Annotated in this window: 14 protein-coding genes and 1 tRNA gene; 8 read left to right on the top strand and 7 right to left on the bottom strand. The window is 53.6% G+C overall.

The window, feature by feature from the left end; translation table 11 throughout:
* Positions 1–15 precede the first annotated feature (15 nt).
* Genes spoT through recG form a run of 3 tightly spaced genes read left to right on the top strand, consistent with a single transcriptional unit; the run spans position 16 to position 4,908 of the window.
* Complete coding sequence (spoT, locus tag E0L20_RS15085) at positions 16–2,130, top strand: bifunctional GTP diphosphokinase/guanosine-3',5'-bis pyrophosphate 3'-pyrophosphohydrolase (protein WP_131634653.1); 2,115 nt, start codon at positions 16–18, stop codon at positions 2,128–2,130.
* A gap of 4 nt (positions 2,131–2,134) precedes the next feature.
* Positions 2,135–2,824 carry a tRNA (guanosine(18)-2'-O)-methyltransferase TrmH gene (gene trmH / locus E0L20_RS15080; RefSeq protein ID WP_131634652.1) on the top strand — a complete coding sequence of 230 codons (690 nt, stop codon included), beginning with the start codon at positions 2,135–2,137 and terminating at the stop codon, positions 2,822–2,824.
* Between the two features lie 2 nt (positions 2,825–2,826).
* Positions 2,827–4,908: an ATP-dependent DNA helicase RecG gene (gene recG, locus E0L20_RS15075; RefSeq protein WP_131634651.1), complete on the top strand. Its 2,082-nt coding sequence runs from the start codon at positions 2,827–2,829 to the stop codon at positions 4,906–4,908.
* A 2-nt stretch (positions 4,909–4,910) separates the two neighbouring features.
* Here the strand turns inward: recG and gltS are convergent, their stop codons facing one another.
* Positions 4,911–6,113, bottom strand: a complete 1,203-nt coding sequence (gene gltS, locus E0L20_RS15070; RefSeq protein WP_131634650.1) for a sodium/glutamate symporter — start codon at positions 6,111–6,113, stop codon at positions 4,911–4,913.
* Between the two features lie 224 nt (positions 6,114–6,337).
* On the opposite strand from gltS, the gene E0L20_RS15065 reads away from it, so the two are divergent.
* Positions 6,338–7,729 carry a nucleobase:cation symporter-2 family protein gene (locus E0L20_RS15065; RefSeq protein ID WP_131634649.1) on the top strand — a complete coding sequence of 464 codons (1,392 nt, stop codon included), beginning with the start codon at positions 6,338–6,340 and terminating at the stop codon, positions 7,727–7,729.
* Positions 7,730–7,848: 119 nt separating this feature from the next.
* Positions 7,849–9,552 carry an AsmA family protein gene (locus E0L20_RS15060; RefSeq protein WP_131634648.1) on the top strand — a complete coding sequence of 568 codons (1,704 nt, stop codon included), beginning with the start codon at positions 7,849–7,851 and terminating at the stop codon, positions 9,550–9,552.
* Between the two features lie 58 nt (positions 9,553–9,610).
* On the opposite strand, the gene yicI is transcribed toward E0L20_RS15060, so the two are convergent.
* Both yicI and E0L20_RS15050 read right to left on the bottom strand, forming a co-directional pair.
* Complete coding sequence (gene yicI, locus E0L20_RS15055; protein WP_131634647.1) at positions 9,611–11,929, bottom strand: alpha-xylosidase; 2,319 nt, start codon at positions 11,927–11,929, stop codon at positions 9,611–9,613.
* Positions 11,930–11,941: 12 nt separating this feature from the next.
* Positions 11,942–13,333 (bottom strand): glycoside-pentoside-hexuronide family transporter, encoded by a 1,392-nt coding sequence (locus E0L20_RS15050; protein ID WP_131634646.1) that lies wholly within the window; start codon positions 13,331–13,333, stop codon positions 11,942–11,944.
* A gap of 290 nt (positions 13,334–13,623) precedes the next feature.
* Between E0L20_RS15050 and E0L20_RS15045 the strand changes: the two genes are divergently transcribed.
* A tRNA-Sec gene (locus E0L20_RS15045) sits at positions 13,624–13,718 on the top strand.
* Positions 13,719–13,757: 39 nt separating this feature from the next.
* On the opposite strand, the gene E0L20_RS15040 is transcribed toward E0L20_RS15045, so the two are convergent.
* From E0L20_RS15040 to E0L20_RS15030, 3 genes are read right to left on the bottom strand one after another with little or no spacing between them, the layout of a single operon-like run.
* Positions 13,758–14,642: an HNH endonuclease gene (locus E0L20_RS15040; RefSeq protein WP_131634645.1), complete on the bottom strand. Its 885-nt coding sequence runs from the start codon at positions 14,640–14,642 to the stop codon at positions 13,758–13,760.
* Between the two features lie 10 nt (positions 14,643–14,652).
* Positions 14,653–16,296: an AAA family ATPase gene (locus E0L20_RS15035; protein ID WP_131634644.1), complete on the bottom strand. Its 1,644-nt coding sequence runs from the start codon at positions 16,294–16,296 to the stop codon at positions 14,653–14,655.
* A 40-nt stretch (positions 16,297–16,336) separates the two neighbouring features.
* Positions 16,337–16,528 (bottom strand): toxin-antitoxin system HicB family antitoxin, encoded by a 192-nt coding sequence (locus tag E0L20_RS15030; RefSeq protein ID WP_131634643.1) that lies wholly within the window; start codon positions 16,526–16,528, stop codon positions 16,337–16,339.
* Between the two features lie 136 nt (positions 16,529–16,664).
* Between E0L20_RS15030 and E0L20_RS15025 the strand changes: the two genes are divergently transcribed.
* Together E0L20_RS15025 and E0L20_RS15020 are read left to right on the top strand one after the other, a co-directional pair.
* The gene (locus tag E0L20_RS15025) at positions 16,665–16,985 is read left to right on the top strand and encodes a SymE family type I addiction module toxin (protein ID WP_131634642.1); all 321 of its coding nucleotides are present in this window, start codon (positions 16,665–16,667) and stop codon (positions 16,983–16,985) included.
* A 79-nt stretch (positions 16,986–17,064) separates the two neighbouring features.
* Complete coding sequence (locus tag E0L20_RS15020; RefSeq protein ID WP_131634641.1) at positions 17,065–18,102, top strand: virulence RhuM family protein; 1,038 nt, start codon at positions 17,065–17,067, stop codon at positions 18,100–18,102.
* Here E0L20_RS15020 and E0L20_RS15015 read toward each other — a convergent pair.
* A complete protein-coding gene (locus E0L20_RS15015; protein WP_131634640.1) occupies positions 18,092–18,547 on the bottom strand; it encodes an acetyltransferase in 456 nt (151 codons plus the stop codon). The two genes, E0L20_RS15020 and E0L20_RS15015, sit on opposite strands and share 11 nt — an antisense overlap.
* Between the last annotated feature and the right edge of the window lie 74 nt (positions 18,548–18,621).

Genomic DNA, 18,621 nt, shown 5'->3' with positions numbered 1-18,621 from the left:
ACCTGCGGGTCGCCCTTGTATCTGTTTGAAAGCCTGAATCAACTGATTCAAACCTACCTGCCTGAAGACCAGATTAAGCGTCTTCAGCAGGCGTATCTCGTTGCACGTGACGCTCACGAGGGCCAGACACGTTCAAGCGGTGAACCCTATATCACGCACCCGGTTGCGGTAGCCTGCATTCTGGCCGAGATGAAACTCGACCACGAAACGCTAATGGCCGCCCTGCTGCATGACGTGATTGAAGATACCCCCGCCACCTACCAGGATATGGAACAGCTGTTTGGCAAAAGCGTTGCCGAACTGGTGGAAGGGGTGTCTAAGCTTGATAAGCTGAATTTCCGCGATAAGAAAGAGGCGCAAGCCGAAAACTTCCGCAAGATGATTATGGCGATGGTGCAGGATATCCGCGTCATTCTCATCAAACTCGCTGACCGTACCCACAACATGCGCACGCTGGGCTCGCTTCGCCCGGATAAACGTCGCCGCATTGCCCGTGAAACCCTCGAAATCTACAGCCCGCTGGCGCACCGTTTAGGTATTCATCACATTAAAACCGAGCTGGAAGAGCTGGGTTTTGAAGCGCTGTATCCTAACCGCTACCGCGTGATCAAAGAGGTGGTTAAAGCCGCACGCGGTAACCGTAAAGAGATGATTCAAAAGATCCTCTCTGAAATTGAAGGGCGTTTACAGGAAGCGGGAATTCCGTGCCGCGTCAGCGGTCGCGAAAAGCATTTGTACTCCATCTACTGCAAAATGGTGCTCAAAGAGCAGCGTTTTCACTCGATCATGGATATCTACGCCTTCCGCGTCATCGTCCACGATTCAGACACCTGTTATCGCGTGCTGGGGCAGATGCACAGCCTCTACAAACCGCGTCCGGGGCGCATGAAAGATTACATCGCCATTCCAAAAGCGAACGGCTATCAATCTTTGCACACCTCGATGATCGGTCCGCACGGCGTGCCTGTAGAAGTGCAGATCCGCACCGAAGACATGGACCAGATGGCAGAGATGGGTGTAGCCGCACACTGGGCCTATAAAGAGCACGGTGGCGAAAGCAGCACAACCGCACAAATCCGCGCCCAGCGCTGGATGCAGAGCCTGCTGGAGCTGCAGCAAAGTGCGGGTAGCTCATTTGAATTTATCGAGAGCGTCAAATCCGATCTCTTCCCGGATGAGATTTACGTTTTCACACCAGAGGGGCGCATTGTCGAGCTGCCTGCTGGTGCAACACCGGTCGACTTCGCTTACGCCGTGCATACCGATATCGGTCACGCCTGCGTCGGCGCGCGCGTCGACAGACAGCCTTACCCGCTGTCACAGCCCCTTTCCAGCGGCCAAACGGTGGAAATTATTACCGCGCCGGGCGCACGTCCGAATGCGGCGTGGCTGAACTTTGTCGTGAGCTCCAAGGCGCGCGCGAAAATCCGTCAGCTGCTGAAAAACCTCAAGCGCGATGACTCCGTCAGCCTGGGTCGTCGCCTGCTCAACCATGCGTTAGGCGGAAGCCGTAAGCTGGCTGAAATCCCGCCAGAGAATATCCAGCATGAGCTGGAGCGCATGAAGCTCGCCTCGCTGGACGATCTGCTGGCAGAGATCGGCCTCGGTAACGCCATGAGCGTGGTCGTTGCGAAGAACCTGCAGCAGGGCGATACCCCTGCGGTTCCGTCAACGACACAAAGCCACGGCCACCTGCCGATTAAAGGCGCGGACGGGGTGCTTATCACCTTCGCAAAATGCTGTCGTCCTATTCCTGGCGATCCGATTATCGCCCACGTCAGCCCGGGTAAAGGGCTGGTTATCCACCATGAATCCTGTCGTAACATCCGCGGCTATCAAAAAGAAGCGGAAAAATTCATGGCGGTTGAGTGGGATAAAGAGACGGCGCAGGAGTTCATCACCGAAATTAAGGTGGATATGTTTAATCACCAGGGTGCCCTGGCAAACCTGACGGCAGCGATCAACACGGCCTCTTCCAATATTCAAAGCCTGAATACGGAAGAGAAAGATGGCCGCGTGTACAGCGCCTTTATCCGTCTGACCGCCCGTGACCGTGTGCATCTGGCGAACATTATGCGCAAAATCCGCGTGATGCCGGACGTCATTAAAGTCACGCGTAACCGAAACTAGTTTTATGAACTCACAACGTTATGCACGGATATGCGAGATGCTGGCCAGGCGTCAGCCTGACCTGACGGTCTGCATGGAGCAGGTTCATAAACCGCATAACGTCGCTGCTATTGTCCGTACCGCTGACGCCGTAGGCGTGCATGAAGTGCACGCCGTCTGGCCAGGCAACCGCATGCGCAACATGGTTTCTGCAGCAGCAGGCAGTAACAGCTGGGTATCCGTCAAAAATCATCAAACCATTGGCGAAGCCGTATCGCACCTGAAAGCGCGCGGTATGCAGATCCTTGCGACCCACCTCTCCGATAAAGCCGTAGATTTCCGCGAGATCGACTACACTCTTCCGACCTGCATTTTGATGGGGCAGGAGAAAACGGGGATCTCTCAGGAAGCGCTGGATCTGGCGGATCGGGATATCATCATCCCGATGACCGGCATGGTGCAGTCCTTGAATGTGTCTGTTGCCTCCGCGCTCATTCTGTACGAAGCGCAGCGCCAGCGGCAAAACGCAGGCATGTATATGCGCAGTAACAGTATGCTCCCGGAGGAGGAACAGCAGCGACTGCTGTTTGAAGGGGGTTATCCGGTACTTGCGCGCGTTGCGAAGCAGAAAAAATTGCCTTACCCCCACGTTAACGCGCAGGGCGAAATTGAAGCCGACGCCGAGTGGTGGTCCACAATGCAGTACGCAGGGTAACCATGAAAGGCCGCCTGCTGGATGCCATTCCGCTCAATACGCTTACGGGCGTGGGCGCGGCGCAAAGCAGCAAGCTGGCGAAAATTGGCCTGCACACCGTGCAGGATCTCCTGCTTCACCTCCCCCTTCGTTACGAAGACCGCACCCAGCTGTATAAGATTGGCGATCTCCTTCCCGCGATCTACGCCACCGTTGAAGGCGAAGTACTGAACTGCAACATCACCTTTGGCGGACGCCGGATGATGACCTGCCAAATCAGCGATGGCACCGGCATTCTCACCCTGCGCTTTTTCAACTTCAGCGCAGCGATGAAAAACAGCCTGGCGACGGGCCGACGCGTGCTTGCCTACGGGGAAGCCAAACGCGGGAAATACGGCGCAGAGATGATCCACCCGGAGTACCGCGTGCAGGGCGATCTCAGCATGCCGGAACTCCAGGAGACGTTGACCCCGGTTTATCCGACGACCGAAGGCATCAAGCAGGCGACGCTGCGTAAGCTCACCGATCAGGCGCTGGAGCTGCTCGATACCTGCGCCATAACCGAACTGCTACCGCCCGAACTGGCGCAGGGTATGATGAGCCTGCCGGAGGCGCTGCGCACCCTGCATCGCCCCCCGCCGTCCCTGCAGCTCAGCGACTTAGAGACCGGTAAACACCCCGCCCAACGGCGTCTTATCCTTGAGGAATTACTGGCACATAACCTGAGCATGCTGGCGCTTCGCGCGGGCGCACAGCGTTTCCATGCCCAGCCGCTAAGCCCGCGTGATGAGCTCAAGGATAAGCTGCTGGCCTCTCTGCCGTTTAAACCCACCGGCGCGCAGGCGCGCGTCACCGCCGAAATCGAACGCGATATGGCGCTCGACGTGCCGATGATGCGCCTGGTGCAGGGCGACGTCGGGTCCGGTAAAACGCTGGTTGCCGCGCTGGCCGCCCTGCGCGCGATTGCCCACGGCAGACAGGTGGCGCTAATGGCGCCGACCGAGCTGCTGGCCGAGCAGCACGCCAACAATTTCCGCGCCTGGTTTGCGCCGCTAGGGATTGAAGTGGGCTGGCTTGCCGGGAAGCAAAAAGGCAAAGCGCGGCTTGCGCAACAGGACGCTATCGCCAGTGGCCAAGTGCAGATGATTGTCGGCACCCACGCCATCTTCCAGGAGCAGGTGCAGTTTAACGGCCTCGCGCTGGTGATCATCGATGAACAGCACCGCTTTGGCGTGCATCAGCGTCTGGCATTGTGGGAAAAAGGGCTGCAGCAGGGCTTCCACCCGCACCAGCTGATCATGACCGCCACGCCTATCCCGCGCACCCTGGCGATGACCGCCTACGCCGATCTGGATACCTCCACCATCGACGAACTTCCGCCTGGCCGCACGCCGGTCACCACCGTTGCCATTCCGGATACGCGGCGCAGCGAGATCATCGAACGCGTGCGCAACGCCTGCACCCACGAAGGACGACAGGCATATTGGGTGTGTACGTTGATTGAAGAGTCCGAGCTGCTGGAAGCGCAGGCCGCTGAAGCAACGTGGGAAGAGCTAAAGCTGGCGCTGCCGGAACTGAACGTTGGCCTGGTGCACGGGCGAATGAAGCCCGCCGAGAAACAGGCGGTAATGCAGTCATTCAAGCAGGGTGATTTGCATTTGCTGATTGCCACCACGGTTATCGAAGTGGGTGTGGATGTACCGAATTCCAGCCTGATGATCATTGAAAACCCGGAACGTCTGGGCCTGGCGCAGCTCCACCAGCTTCGCGGGCGCGTGGGCCGCGGCGCGGTAGCCTCCCACTGTGTGCTGCTCTACAAAGCTCCGCTGTCGAAAACCGCGCAGATGCGTTTGCAGGTGCTGCGCGACAGCAACGACGGTTTTGTGATTGCGCAAAAAGATCTGGAGATCCGTGGCCCCGGCGAACTGCTCGGCACGCGCCAGACGGGTAACGCGGAATTTAAAGTGGCAGATTTACTGCGCGATCAGGCCATGATCCCCGAAGTTCAACGCCTTGCGCGCCATATCCATGAACGCTACCCCGAGCAGGCGGCAGCGTTAATTGAGCGCTGGATGCCGGAAACAGAGCGCTATTCCAACGCCTGATTTCAGGCAAATATCGGCAGCATCAGGTACAGCTTGATCACCAGCGCGTTGACGATATCAATGAAGAACGCCCCGACCATCGGAACCACCAGAAACGCCATATGAGAAGGCCCAAAGCGTTCAGTGATCGCCTGCATGTTCGCGATGGCCGTTGGCGTTGCCCCCAGACCGAACCCGCAGTGGCCTGCCGCCAGCACCGCCGCATCGTAGTTTTTGCCCATCATGCGCCAGGTGACAAAAATCGCGTACAGCGCCATAAACACCGTCTGCACCGCGAGAATTGCAACCATCGGCAGCGCCAGCGATGCCAGTTCCCACAGCTTGAGGCTCATCAACGCCATCGCCAGGAACAGTGACAGACAGACGTTTCCCAGTACGGAAACCGCACGTTCAAACACGCGGTAGAAGCCCATCAGCGCCAGGCCGTTGCTCAGGATCACCCCGATAAACAGCACGCAGACGAACGTTGGCAGCTCAAATGCCGATCCTGCCAGCCATTGCGCAACCACTTTGCCGACCGTCAGGCAGATGGCAATCATGGCGATGGTTTCAATCAGCACCAGAGAGGTGATAGTGCGTCCGACGTCCGGTTTCTCAAACGCAGTCGGCACCAGCTCATCATCCGGACGACCGTCTGGCGTGGAGGAGTGTTTCACCAGATACCTCGCCACCGGGCCCCCTATCAATCCGCCCAGCACCAGGCCGAAGGTCGCGCAGGCCATCGCCACTTCCGTTGCGTTTTCAAAACCGTAGCGCTCAATAAACAGCTTGCTCCATGCCGCCCCGGTCCCGTGTCCGCCTGACAGCGTGATTGACCCCGCGAGCAGCCCCATCAGCGGGTCTAACCCCAGCAGGGATGCCATGCCGATACCGATGGCGTTTTGCATCAATAACAGCCCAACAACCACAATCAGGAACACGCCGAGCACTTTTCCGCCAGCGCGCAGGCTCGCCAGGTTAGCATTCAGGCCGATGGTGGCGAAGAAGGCCAGCATCAGCGGATCTTTCAGGGACATGTCAAAATCGATTTCCCAGCCCATGCTTTTTTTCAGCACCAGCAGGGCCAGCGCCACCAGCAGGCCGCCGGCAACGGGTTCAGGAATGGTGTACTTTTTGAAAAGGGAAACACTGTGCACCAGCTTACGGCCCAGCAGTAAGACCAGCGTTGCGGCAACAAGGGTCGACAACGTATCAAGATGAATCATAGTAGGCTCCTTTATGCGCGTGTTCCATGCACACGCGGCGTTATCCTGGGCCGGCTTGCGCTCCTCATGAGACACCGGCGCGAAAAGTGTAATTTTTTTTTCGGGTGCATTGTAGAAAACCCGCCCACACCAGCAGATTTTCTTCTCTTTTTTTGCTGGCAATCGTTTGCTTTTACCAGGTGGTCAGATAAAATGCCCGCTTTTCCACCGTGGGATTGCCGCAGATGTCCGTTAACACCGTAGAGTCCGCCGATGCGCAACCGATTGCGCACAAGCACAACAGCGAATTGATTTACCGCCTTGAAGACCGCCCGCCGCTGCCGCAGACGCTGTTTGCCGCCTGCCAGCACCTGCTGGCGATGTTTGTTGCGGTGATCACCCCCGCGCTGCTGATTTGTCAGGCGCTTGGCTTACCGGCTCAGGACACGCAGCACATCATCAGCATGTCTCTCTTTGCCTCCGGCGTGGCTTCTATTATTCAAATTAAAGCCTGGGGTCCGGTGGGGTCTGGACTGCTGTCGATTCAGGGTACCAGCTTTAACTTCGTGGCACCGCTGATCATGGGCGGCACGGCGCTCAAAACCGGCGGCGCGGACGTGCCGACCATGATGGCGGCGCTGTTCGGCACGCTGATGCTGGCCAGCTGCACGGAGATGGTGATCTCCCGCGTTCTGCACCTGGCGCGCCGCGTGATCACTCCGCTGGTGTCCGGCGTGGTGGTGATGATTATCGGCCTGTCGCTGATTCAGGTGGGCCTTACCTCCATCGGTGGCGGGTATGCGGCAATGAGCGACCACACCTTTGGCGCACCGAAAAACCTGCTGCTGGCAGGCGTGGTGCTGGCGATCATCATTCTGCTTAACCGCCAGCGTAACCCCTACCTGCGCGTAGCATCCCTGGTGATCGCGATGGCGGCCGGTTATCTGATGGCCTGGGCGCTGGGCATGCTGCCGGAGAATACCGCGCCGACGAATGCTGCGCTGATTACTATCCCAACGCCGCTGTACTATGGTTTGGGCATCGACTGGGGCCTGCTGCTGCCGCTGATGCTGGTCTTTATGATCACCTCGCTGGAAACCATCGGTGATATCACCGCAACGTCCGACGTCTCTGAACAGCCGGTCTCTGGCCCGCTGTACATGAAGCGCCTGAAGGGCGGCGTGCTGGCAAACGGCCTGAACTCGTTTGTTTCCGCGGTATTCAATACCTTCCCGAACTCCTGCTTCGGCCAGAACAACGGCGTGATCCAGCTGACCGGCGTTGCCAGCCGTTACGTTGGCTTTGTGGTGGCGCTGATGCTGATTGTCCTCGGCCTGTTCCCGGCGGTGAGCGGCTTCGTGCAGCACATTCCTGAGCCGGTGCTCGGCGGCGCGACGCTGGTGATGTTCGGGACCATCGCGGCCTCCGGCGTGCGCATCGTCTCCCGCGAGCCGCTGAACCGTCGCGCGATCATGATTATCGCGCTGTCGCTGGCGGTCGGTCTGGGCGTATCCCAGCAGCCTCTAATCCTGCAGTTTGCGCCAGATTGGGTGAAAAACCTGCTGTCTTCCGGCATTGCTGCGGGCGGTATTACGGCCATCGTGCTGAACCTTGTTTTCCCGCCTGAAAAAAACTGATCGTCATCACGGCAGGCAGTCAATGCCTGCCGTGACATCTAATTACACCATTCCCGCCTTGAGCATTGCGCATAAATCGTGCATAACTCCCTTATGTGCGTTTTGCGGGATGGAAGACCATGAAATTTATTGGAAAGCTGCTTGTCTATCTTCTTATCGCCCTGCTCGTGGTGGTGCTGGCGTTCTATATTCTGCTCCAGACCCGCTGGGGCGCGTCGCAGGTCAGCAATTGGATAACCGTTAACACCGATTACGAACTCAGCTTCGACCTGATGGATCACCGCTTTTCATCGCCTTCCCACATCATCCTTGAAAACGTCACCTTTGGGCGCGACGGCAAACCGGCCACGCTGGTCGCCAAAAAAGTCGATATTGGTTTAAGCAGCCGCCAGGTGACCGATCCGCTGCATATGGACACCATCACCCTGTTCGACGGCACGCTGAATCTCTCCCCCCAGACCGCGCCGCTTCCCTTCCAGGCCGACCGCCTGCAGCTGAACAACATGGCGTTTAACAGCCCGAATACCGAGTGGGATTTAAGCGCGCAAAAAGTGACGGGCGGCGTCAGCCCGTGGCAGCCCGAGGCCGGCAACGTGCTGGGCAAGAATGCGCAGATCCAGATGAGTGCAGGCTCGCTTACCCTCAACGGCGTGCCGGCCAGCAACGTGCTGATCCAGGGCCAGCTCAACGGTAAAGAGGTGGTGCTGAACACCATCGGTGCCGATATGGCGCGCGGTTCGCTCACCGGCTCCGCCCTGCGTAATGCCGACGGCAGCTGGGTGATCGACAGCATGCGCCTGAATGAGATCCGCCTGCAAAGTGATAAATCGCTGCTGGATTTCTTCACGCCTATAACCACCCTGCCATCCCTGCAAATTGGGCGGCTGGAAGTGACCGACGCCCGCCTGCAGGGGCCTGACTGGGCGGTAACCGACCTCGACTTAAGCCTGCGTAACCTGACGCTGAGCAAAGGCGACTGGCAGAGCCAGGACGGGCGCCTGTCGATGAATGCCAGCGAGTTTATCTACGGCTCGCTGCATCTGTTCGATCCGATTATGAATGCAGAATTCTCTCCGCAGGGTATTGCGCTACGCCAGCTCACCTCCCGCTGGGAGGGTGGCATGGTGCGCACCTCCGGCAACTGGCTGCGCGACGGCAAAGCGCTGGTGCTGGACGATGCCGCCATCGCCGGGCTGGAATACACCCTGCCGGAAAACTGGAAAACGCTGTGGATGGAACAGCTGCCGCAATGGCTGGACAGCGTTAAGCTGAACAAATTTAGCCTCAGCCGCAACTTGGTGATCGATATCGATCCGACCTTCCCATGGCAAATCACGTCTCTCGACGGCTACGGCGCAAACCTGCAAATCGCTAAAGACCGACAGTGGGGAGTATGGGGCGGCAGCGCGACGCTGAACGGGGCGGCGGCCACCTTTAACCGCGTGGACGTGCGCCGTCCGTCGCTGGCGCTGAATGCCAACGCCGCCACGGTGAACATTACCGACCTGAGCGCCTTTACCGAGAAAGGGATTCTTGAAGCCACGGCAACGGTTTCACAGCTTCCGCAGCGGCAGACCACCGTGAGCCTGAACGGGCGCGGCGTACCGCTCAACGTGGTGCAGCAGTGGGGCTGGCCTACGCTGCCGATTACGGGTGACGGCAATATTCAGCTCACCGCCAGCGGCAGCGTGCAGGCCAGCGCACCGTTGAAACCAACGGTGAACGGTAAGCTGAACGCGGTGAATATGGATAAACAGCAGGTGCAGCAGACGATGACGGGCGGTGTGGTGTCAACACCACCCTCACCCCAGCCCTCTCCCTAAAAGGGAGAGGGAGCAAACCATTCCCTCTCCCCGTGGGAGAGGGTCAGGGTGAGGGGAATTAAAGGTGAACCACCACCTCATTCCCCTCGGCTTTCACCACCACACCCCACTCGCTGCCCGCGTGTGAACCCCCTTTTACGCCGCTCACCTTCTGAACGTTGCGCAAGCACACCGACCAGTTTTGCGCGTCTCCCGCGCCGGTAAAGGTCACGATGTCGCCCCGACGTGACGCTTTCAGCGTAAACGCCACCGAACCGTCCGACGCAGGCACTTCGCTCACCGCCGTTGCGCCATCGGCCAGGTTAAACAGCTGGAAGGCCGTCCCCGCGTTCCACGCGTAGTCCGGCTTCTGGTTATTGTTACCCAGCGCCAGCAGGGTGTTATCGCGCACGTAGACCGGCAGGCTCTGGAAATCATGCTGCTGCTTATGCCAGCGGCTGCCCTGAATTTCGTCGTTGTGCCACAGGTGCGTCCAGCGGCCTTCCGGCAGGTAGAACTGAACGTCACCCGCCTCGGAGAACACCGGTGCCACCATCATTGCATCACCCAGCATGTACTGGCGGTCAAGGTAATCGCACGCCGGATCGTCCGGGAACTCCAGCATCATCGCCCGCAGCATCGGCGTGCCGAACTCGCGCGCCAGCGCCGCCTGGCGATACAGGTACGGCATCAGCTGGCACTTCAGCTGCGTGAAGTGACGCACCACGTCGCAGGACTCATCATCGTACGCCCACGGCACGCGGTAGGATTTGCTGCCGTGCAGTCGGCTGTGGCTGGAGAACAGCCCGAACGCGCACCAGCGCTTATAGACGTGCGCCGGAGCGGTGTTTTCAAACCCGCCGATGTCGTGGCTCCAGAACCCGAAGCCGGACAGGCCGATCGACAGGCCGCCGCGCAGGCTTTCGGCCATCGACTCGTAGTTGGCGTAGCAGTCGCCGCCCCAGTGCACCGGGAACTGCTGCGCGCCGACGGACGCAGAGCGGGCAAACAGCACCGCCTCTTCTTCCCCTACCGTCTCCTTCAGCACGTTCCACACCAGCTCGTTGTAGATGTAGGCGTAGTGGTTGTGCATCTTCTGCGGATCGGAACCGTCGAACCACTGCACGTCGGTCGGGATACGCTCGCCGAAGTCAGTCTTGAAGCAGTCGACGCCGATATCCACCAGGCCTTTTAGCCTGTCGGTATACCACCGGCACGCTTCCGGGTTGGTAAAGTCATAAATCGCCAGCCCCGGCTGCCATTTGTCCCACTGCCACAGGGAGCCGTCCGGGCGCTTGAGCAGGTAGCCCTTCTCTTTCAGCTCGCGGAAGATCGGGGATTTCTGGCCGATGTACGGGTTAATCCACACGCAGACCTTCAGCCCTTTCTCCTTCAGCCGGCGGATCATCCCCTCTGGGTCCGGGAAGGTCACCGGGTCCCACTCGAAGTCACACCACTGGAAGGCCTTCATCCAGAAGCAGTCGAAGTGGAACACGTGAAGCGGCAGGTCGCGCTCGGCCATGCCGTCGATAAAGCTGTTTACCGTCGCCTCGTCGTAGTTAGTGGTGAACGAGGTGGTTAGCCACAGGCCGAACGACCAGGCAGGCGGCAGCGCCGGACGCCCGGTGAACTGCGTATAGCGATTCAGCACCTCTTTCGGCGTCGGGCCGTCGATCACGAAGTACTCGAGATATTCTCCTTCCACGCTGAACTGCACCTTGGAGACCTTCTCGGAGCCGACTTCAAACGAGACGTTCTCCGGGTGATTCACCAGCACGCCGTAGCCGCGGTTGGTCAGGTAGAACGGGATGTTTTTGTAGGACTGCTCGGTGCTGGTACCGCCGTCGCGGTTCCAGGTTTCGACCGTCTGGCCGTTGCGCACCAGCGCGGTAAAGCGCTCGCCCAGACCGTAGACCGTTTCGCCCACGCCCAGATCCAGACGTTCGAACACGTAATTGCGATCGGTATTGGTATCCTGCACGTATCCGTTATTTTTCAGCTGGCTGCCGGTAATGCGCTGGCCGTTACGCAGGAAATCCAGCGCCCAGAATTCGCCTTTGGTGACGCGCACGCTGACGCTTCCGCTTTTCAGCTCGGCAAAATCGGCGTTGTTTTCAATCTCTACCTTCACGTCTTTCAGAACGTTCAGCGGATAGTGCGGGCCATTATTCAGCGCGCCCTGGAAGTGCTCGATGCGCACCCCGACAATCCCTTCCTGCGGGGCAAACAGGCGCACCGTGAACATCAACGTGTCGAGCTGCCAGGTGCGTTCGCGCACGTCGCGCGGCGCAACAAACACCACCAGGTCATTGCCCTGCTGCTCCACGTCGAACACCTGAACCGGATAGGTCACGTTCAGGCCCGGTTGAATGAGCCAGTTTCCATCACTGATTTTCATACTCTCGTCCTCTTAGTTCTGTAATTCTTTGCTGACCGGCAGGTTTTCAAACTCCTGCTGATTGCGACGCGCGCCCTGCGCCAGCTCGCCCATGATTTTGGTCAGGAAAGGGGTTTTCAGCGTGTAGTAGCGTTTAGCGATGATGGCGCTCAGCACGTAGCAGACCGCCGGGGCCAGGGTAAACAGGCCGATAATGATGCTGATGGTCGCGCTGTTCTGGGTTTTGGCTGCCGCGTCGTAGCCCCCGCCTGCCAGCATCCAGCCGATCATCGCCCCGCCCAGCGCCAGGCCGAGCTTCAGCACGAACAGGGTGCCCGCAAAGCTAATGCCGGTCAGGCGTTTGCCGTTGGTCCATTCGCCGTAGTCGACGGTATCGGACATCATCACCCACTGAATCGGCGTCACCAGTTGGTGCAGCACGCCGATGACGAAGATAAAGGCGAACATCAGCACGGTGGCATGCATCGGCACGAAGAACATCGCCACGCTGATCACCGCCAGCGCGGCGTTGGTCCACCAGAAGATGCTGACCTTGCACTTCCAGTCGGTGAGCGGTTTCGCCAGCGCGGAGCCGATCAGGTTGCCGACGCAGTAGGTGGTGAGGAACGCGACGAACACCTCCGGCGAGCCCATGATCCAGGTGCAGTAGTACATCATCGCCCCGCCGCGCACGCAGACGGCGAGGATGTTGAGGATGGTGAGCACGCCGACGATGCGCCACTGGTCGTTGTGCCAGATGTCGCGCAGGTCTTCCCGCATGGAGGTGGTGCTTGGCGGCACCTGGATGCGCTCTTTGGTGGTAAAGAAGCAGAACGCCAGCATCAGGAACGCGACCACCGACAGCACGGCAATCCCGCCCTGGAAGCCGAACGCTTTATCGTCGCCGCCAATCAGGTTCACCAGCGGCATCATCAGCACCGTGGAGAGCATGCCGCCCGCCGTCGCCAGCACAAAGCGCCAGGACTGAAGGGAGATACGCTGCGTCGGGTCGTTGGTTATCACGCCGCCCAGCGCGCAGTATGGGATGTTGACCACGGTATAGAGCAGGGTCAGCAGGGTGTAGGTAACGGCGGCGTAAACCATTTTGCCGTTGAGGCTGAGGTCCGGCGTGGTGTAGGCCAGCACGCAGACGATGCCGAACGGGATGGCGCCGAACAAAATCCACGGACGGAACTTGCCCCAGCGGCTGCGGGTGCGGTCGGCAATCAGCCCCATGCACGGGTCGGAGATCGCATCCAGCGCGCGGGCCAGCAGGAACATGGTGCCAACAAACCCGGCGGGAATGCCGAAAATATCGGTGTAGAAAAACATCATGTACAACATAACGTTATCAAAAATGATGTGGCTGGCGGCGTCACCCATGCCGTAGCCAATCTTCTCTTTTACTGACAATACTTCGCTCATCTTTTTATATCCTTCACGCTGTAGGGGGCGCTGAGACCGGTTGCATTCGTTTTAAACCATTGTTTCAAAGGCGGGTATTGCGTTTTCTGGTTAGCAGATTACGTTTCTTCTTTTTTGTGATCGGGGTAAAAGTCGATGAGCACGAAATGCTAACCTGAGGATTTTCTTAGGAATTAACTGAAACAGGGGGTTTAAGGTCAAAAGAGATGTGAAAAAAGTGTGTGGGGGTATGTGGTAAATGCCTGAAAGTAGCTATAATGCGCCCCGCCTCCATGTAGCAATCGAGGCGCGGAAGATCGTCATCTCCGGTGAGGTGGCTGGACTTCAAATCCAGTTGGGGACGCCAGCGTTCCCGGGCAGGTTCGACTCCTGTGATCTTCCGCCAGATTTTCTCTCTATTAACTAATTAAAAATTAGTTTTTAATCAAATATTCAAAGTAATCAACTCTCTGTCGTCACTTTGGTTTTGCTGCTCATCAGGGCTGATGGACTTTAGATATTGCATTACGGAATCATTTTCCAAAAGTGAACGATAAAGTACAAACTCCCAATTACTTCGTGCCTCATGCAAATCATGCTCCGAATATCGTGCATGGAGAACTTGCTCAATATTGAAGTTTGTATTTTTTAACTTCCTAATCCATTTTTTTATTTCTTTATCGCAATAAACGAGGATTCTTTCTTTAACTTTAAGAGATATTATATGCAATATAATCGCTCTTTGTTCTTGAACATTATCCGTTCTAGTTGAAAATTTCACCTGAAAAGTAACCTTACCCTCATCCAGTGAAGAAATTATTTCTATAATAACATTATCAAGAAGTGTTGAATAAAATGGATGGGCAAACATAACTAAATCATTTTCTTGGGAAAAGTATTTATTACTTTTTATCGGTGCACATGACCGACATTGTGGAACTAAATTATTTGGATATATAGAATATTCAGCAAGCTTATCTTTTGGTATAAAATGGTCTAATGTATCCGGAATAGTTGGATTTCCACAGTATGGGCAAGATGTCAATGCATGCTCACGTCTTTTAGAAATCAAAAGCTCTTTGAGCCTTGAAGTGGGATAGTTGTATAAATCAATAAAATGTTTTTTTAGGTCGCTATTTGCTTCAGATGAAAACATACTTTCGGGAAGATTGTTATCCAACCCATTGACAATATAAACATAATCATTATATTTTTCGCATATTTCTTTTTTTAATGTAGGTAATGAGACATCTCTAGCCTTCTTACAAGCAAGGCCTAAATTCAACCATATTTTCTCGTCCTGCGTCAGTAATGCTTTAATAATTTTCATTTGCACTACCTTAATTAGAACTGTTTATCTTAGAAGCTAAGTATACCAACCCTTCGTCACCAATCTTATGCGATAACTTATCCAAATTTTCATTAAGACTTAACTTTTCATCCATAATATCATCAATCTCATGTTGATATGGTTTCTTTATGGAATAATCATCAAAAATCTCTCCAATTATTTCTTCTAAGGATTCTCCGTATGTTTCTATATTAGGACGATCAATCATCGTGCCAAAGGTAGCTTCTTTTAAAACATGAACACAATTTCTCTGAACTTCTCTTGCTATCAATGAAGAATGAGTAGCTATAATTGCATATGATTTTCTGTTTTTAAGTATAGTTTTCAACATTTCAATTAACCCGATCTCTAATGCTGGATGTAAATAAAGTTCAGGCTCATCTATGATAATTAATGTTTCATCTTGAATTTCTGACACTATTGATGGAATCATAAAAGAATAAATTTGTTGACCAGAGCTTAGTTTTAATTCTTCCCCATTATTTAGAAAACTGGCTCCTGCTTGGTAATTAATTTCTTCATCTTCATTGTTAAAATTAATTTTGTCACCGCTCATAGTTACATCTATATTTTTATTTTTTATAGTTTTAAATCTTATGGTGTCAAATTTCATTGATAATGAGAGTGTTGAAAAAATCGTTTTAAGTTTTCCTTGCCCACCTTCCGCCCACCACGCTACATCTCTGTCATATTCAATAGAGTTTAAAATAGATTTGGCTGAAAACGAAGTCGGCCATTCTCTATCAAATTGCCCTTCAACATTCTTGAAGCCTATGTAAGTATAATCATTTATTGATAATGGATTGTCATGGATATTTATCGGGTTTTGTAAACCATATTTAACAGATAAAAGTTCAGATAACTCTCTATTCGTATTGAAACTCTCAAAAGGAGAATAAGAGACTACGATTAATTTATTAAACAATGGCTTAGATCTTGCTGATTTTAACCCAGTTATGACATCACAAACCTCTTTAAGTATGTGTGTTTTTCCTAACCCATTTTTACCTATAATAAGATTAATATCTCTAGGTATATCATTCAATTTATTAAATGAAAGAGTAAATGGCTCAAAAGAATCGCCTAAATCATTTAATGCGATTTCAATAACCCCATTAATCTCATAACTACCCATGGCAATTTTTGTGCCGTTTTTAAGTATAGACTTACTGCTTGAATTATCCCTATAAAAACGGCTAGTAAACCCATACCAATTTTTATAGAGATTCAAATTATCCTTGTAGTAACTAACATCACACAATCTTTTTAAAATATATATTGCTTGTTGTTCTTCAAAAAGACTGGCTATAGCCTTGTAATATTCAATGTTATTCGGCATTGATACTATCATTTTGGGTCGAAAAAGTTTTGTCACTTCGTAAATTTTATTCCCTTCAATATGGTTACCTTCCTGTTCGAAAAACTCCCTCATATTTCGACTGTCTGGAGATAATACCATTACATTTCCAATCTTTTTTGCTAAATTCTTAGATTTCACATAATATAATTGGAAGTTTATAGCCAAACCACCTTCTTTATTTCCTTTTTTCTCAGGATATCCTAAATTATCAGGAAGAAAGTGCAGACCTATATAATATTCAAACCCATACCAATTGGAAAAATAAATTTTCATTCATTATCCTTAACATTTTATAAAAAGCATTAATATCTAATTATAATTTTGGAACAATACCTTTCCTAATCAATTCATTTTTAGCAATAGTTTTTATCCAATTCCCCAAACTCATCCCTGCATCTTTTGCTGCAGCCTCAAATTGCGCCTTCAACTCAGGCGTAATACGAATCTGAAACGTCGGTGCTTTGCCAGATTTAGATTTGTTAGGGTCACGTTTAGCTGTTGACATGTACGTACCTACAAGAGCAAGATATCTTCATTGAGGTACGTACCTTAACATACGATAACCTCAAATTGAAACGCCCACGCCCGGTACTCGCAATACCGGACGAGAGCTAACCTCACCAACTATCAAGGAGTTGATTATGGCTGATTCGTATTCTACCCCAGACACCGACCAATCCGGAACCGAGCGTTCGTTAATTGTGGGATACCGCCCGAATGTTTTCGACAAATCCACGCCGAAAATCATCCTTTCCGGCAAGTGGCTGCGCGCGGCGGGGTTTGATACCGGGCATCAAGTTACGGTAAAGGTGATGAAGGGTTGCATCGTTCTGGTGGCGTATAACGAGCAGGAGCAGCGGTTGCAGGATGATTATAAACGGACGAAGGCAAAGCTCGTTGAGCTAGAGGATGCGCTTGCAGCGATTCAAATTCAGCATCCTGGAAAGCGCCTCGCAAAATAAAATACAAACCACCTGGCTTAGCGGCTGTTTCTGGCATACTACGAGCTGATAAGGTTAACCGCTCAAAATGAGAGGCGACATGGCAGATAAAGACGTAATCCAATCTCCAGCAGGTGAATTTGTTATGTTTGCCAGCGATGACGGAACTGTTCGCATCACATGTCGCTTTGAATACGAAACGCTCTGGCTGTCGCAAGCAGCTATAGCTGCTCTTTATCAGGTCACTCCTCAAGCCATTACTCAGCATATTAAGGCAATTTACGAAGAAGGTGAGCTTGAACAAAAAGCAACCTGTAAGGCTTACTTACAAGTTCAGCAAGAAGGTCAGCGTAAGGTCAATCGCAACACACTTCACTACAGTCTGCCCGTCATTCTCGCCATCGGCTATCGCGTCCGATCCACGCGAGGTACACAGTTCCGTCAGTGGGCCACCCAAACGCTGCAGGAATATCTGGTAAAAGGCTTCGTTATGGACGACGAGCGCCTGAAAAATCCGCCTGTCGGATCTTCCGCCGTACCTGACTATTTCGATGAAATGCTGGAGCGCATTCGCGATATACGGGCCAGCGAACGCCGGGTCTATCTTCGCGTGAGGGAGATTTTTGCGTTAGCCGCTGACTATCAGCCGTCGCTTAAAGAAACTACGCAATTCTTCCAGACCATTCAGAATAAGCTGCATTTTGCTTGCACGGGCCATACCGCTGCTGAGTTGATTCACCAGCGTGTGGACGCCACGCAACCGCATATGGGGCTGACCAGCTATAAAGGCGAAGAAGTCCGTAAAAGCGATGTCACCACCGCAAAAAATTATCTTTCTCAGGATGAAGTGAGCGAGCTTAATCGCGTCGTTAATATGTGGCTCGATTTTGCCGAAGATCAGGCCAAACGCCGTAAGCAGGTATTTTTAGAAGACTGGCAAACCAAGCTCGATCAGTTCCTTCAATTTAACGATCGGGACGTTTTAGAAGGAGCAGGCAAAATCAGCAAGAAAGCGGCTGATGAAAAGGCGTGCTCAGAATACATTGAGTATGAAAATAAGCAGCGCCTGCTGAAAGAAGCCGAAGGTGAAAAAGATATCGTCGGCCTATTAAAATGGGATAAGCAGGCTAAGCGCTAATCCCGGTATTCCTGCCCAGCTTCATATGCAGCAGCGGAAACGCATTACCCTGCCCGTCAAGCTCCGAGCGCCCGACCTGCTCAAACCCCATATGCCGATAAAACGCGACGCCCTGCGGGTTTTGCTCATTCACATCTACTTCATTCGCGCCAAACTCCGAAATAGCGTAATTCAGGAGGAGCTTACCCACGCCCTTGCCCCGGCTCGCATCGTCAACGAACAGCATTTCAATGCGGTTTTCATCAACACCTATAAAGCCGTGAATAACGCCAGCATCATCGCGGGCAATCACGACCTTAAGATTCGGCAGATAGGCGTTGAGCAATAACGGGCGCAGCGCAGCGATATCGCTTTCCCGTAAGAAGTGATGCGTGGCGCGGACGGAGGATTCCCAGATCGCGACGAGACGTTCAAATTGTGAGGAGACTGCGGTTTCAATTTTCATGGGAATGATCATGTTTGAAAAACCACATTAATACAAGCAACTCTTTGCGGATAGCACGCTTAATTTTCACCCGA

The organism is Enterobacter wuhouensis (assembly GCF_004331265.1).
GTDB lineage: Bacteria > Pseudomonadota > Gammaproteobacteria > Enterobacterales > Enterobacteriaceae > Enterobacter > Enterobacter wuhouensis.
Note: the sequence above shows the minus strand (reverse complement) of the source record. Positions and strands in the feature narration are given on the sequence as shown.

Bases quoted from the DNA above. Each gene is read 5' to 3' on its own strand.
- E0L20_RS15050 (WP_131634646.1), bottom strand. From the start codon at position 13,333: ATGAGCGAAGTATTGTCAGTAAAAGAGAAGATTGGCTACGGCATGGGT.
- E0L20_RS15020 (WP_131634641.1), top strand. From the start codon at position 17,065: ATGGCAGATAAAGACGTAATCCAATCTCCAGCAGGTGAATTTGTTATG.
- E0L20_RS15065 (WP_131634649.1), top strand. From the start codon at position 6,338: ATGTCCGTTAACACCGTAGAGTCCGCCGATGCGCAACCGATTGCGCAC.
- E0L20_RS15060 (WP_131634648.1), top strand. From the start codon at position 7,849: ATGAAATTTATTGGAAAGCTGCTTGTCTATCTTCTTATCGCCCTGCTC.
- E0L20_RS15035 (WP_131634644.1), bottom strand. From the start codon at position 16,296: ATGAAAATTTATTTTTCCAATTGGTATGGGTTTGAATATTATATAGGT.
- E0L20_RS15040 (WP_131634645.1), bottom strand. From the start codon at position 14,642: ATGAAAATTATTAAAGCATTACTGACGCAGGACGAGAAAATATGGTTG.
- recG (WP_131634651.1), top strand. From the start codon at position 2,827: ATGAAAGGCCGCCTGCTGGATGCCATTCCGCTCAATACGCTTACGGGC.
- E0L20_RS15025 (WP_131634642.1), top strand. From the start codon at position 16,665: ATGGCTGATTCGTATTCTACCCCAGACACCGACCAATCCGGAACCGAG.
- E0L20_RS15015 (WP_131634640.1), bottom strand. From the start codon at position 18,547: ATGAAAATTGAAACCGCAGTCTCCTCACAATTTGAACGTCTCGTCGCG.
- yicI (WP_131634647.1), bottom strand. From the start codon at position 11,929: ATGAAAATCAGTGATGGAAACTGGCTCATTCAACCGGGCCTGAACGTG.
- trmH (WP_131634652.1), top strand. From the start codon at position 2,135: ATGAACTCACAACGTTATGCACGGATATGCGAGATGCTGGCCAGGCGT.
- E0L20_RS15030 (WP_131634643.1), bottom strand. From the start codon at position 16,528: ATGTCAACAGCTAAACGTGACCCTAACAAATCTAAATCTGGCAAAGCA.
- gltS (WP_131634650.1), bottom strand. From the start codon at position 6,113: ATGATTCATCTTGATACGTTGTCGACCCTTGTTGCCGCAACGCTGGTC.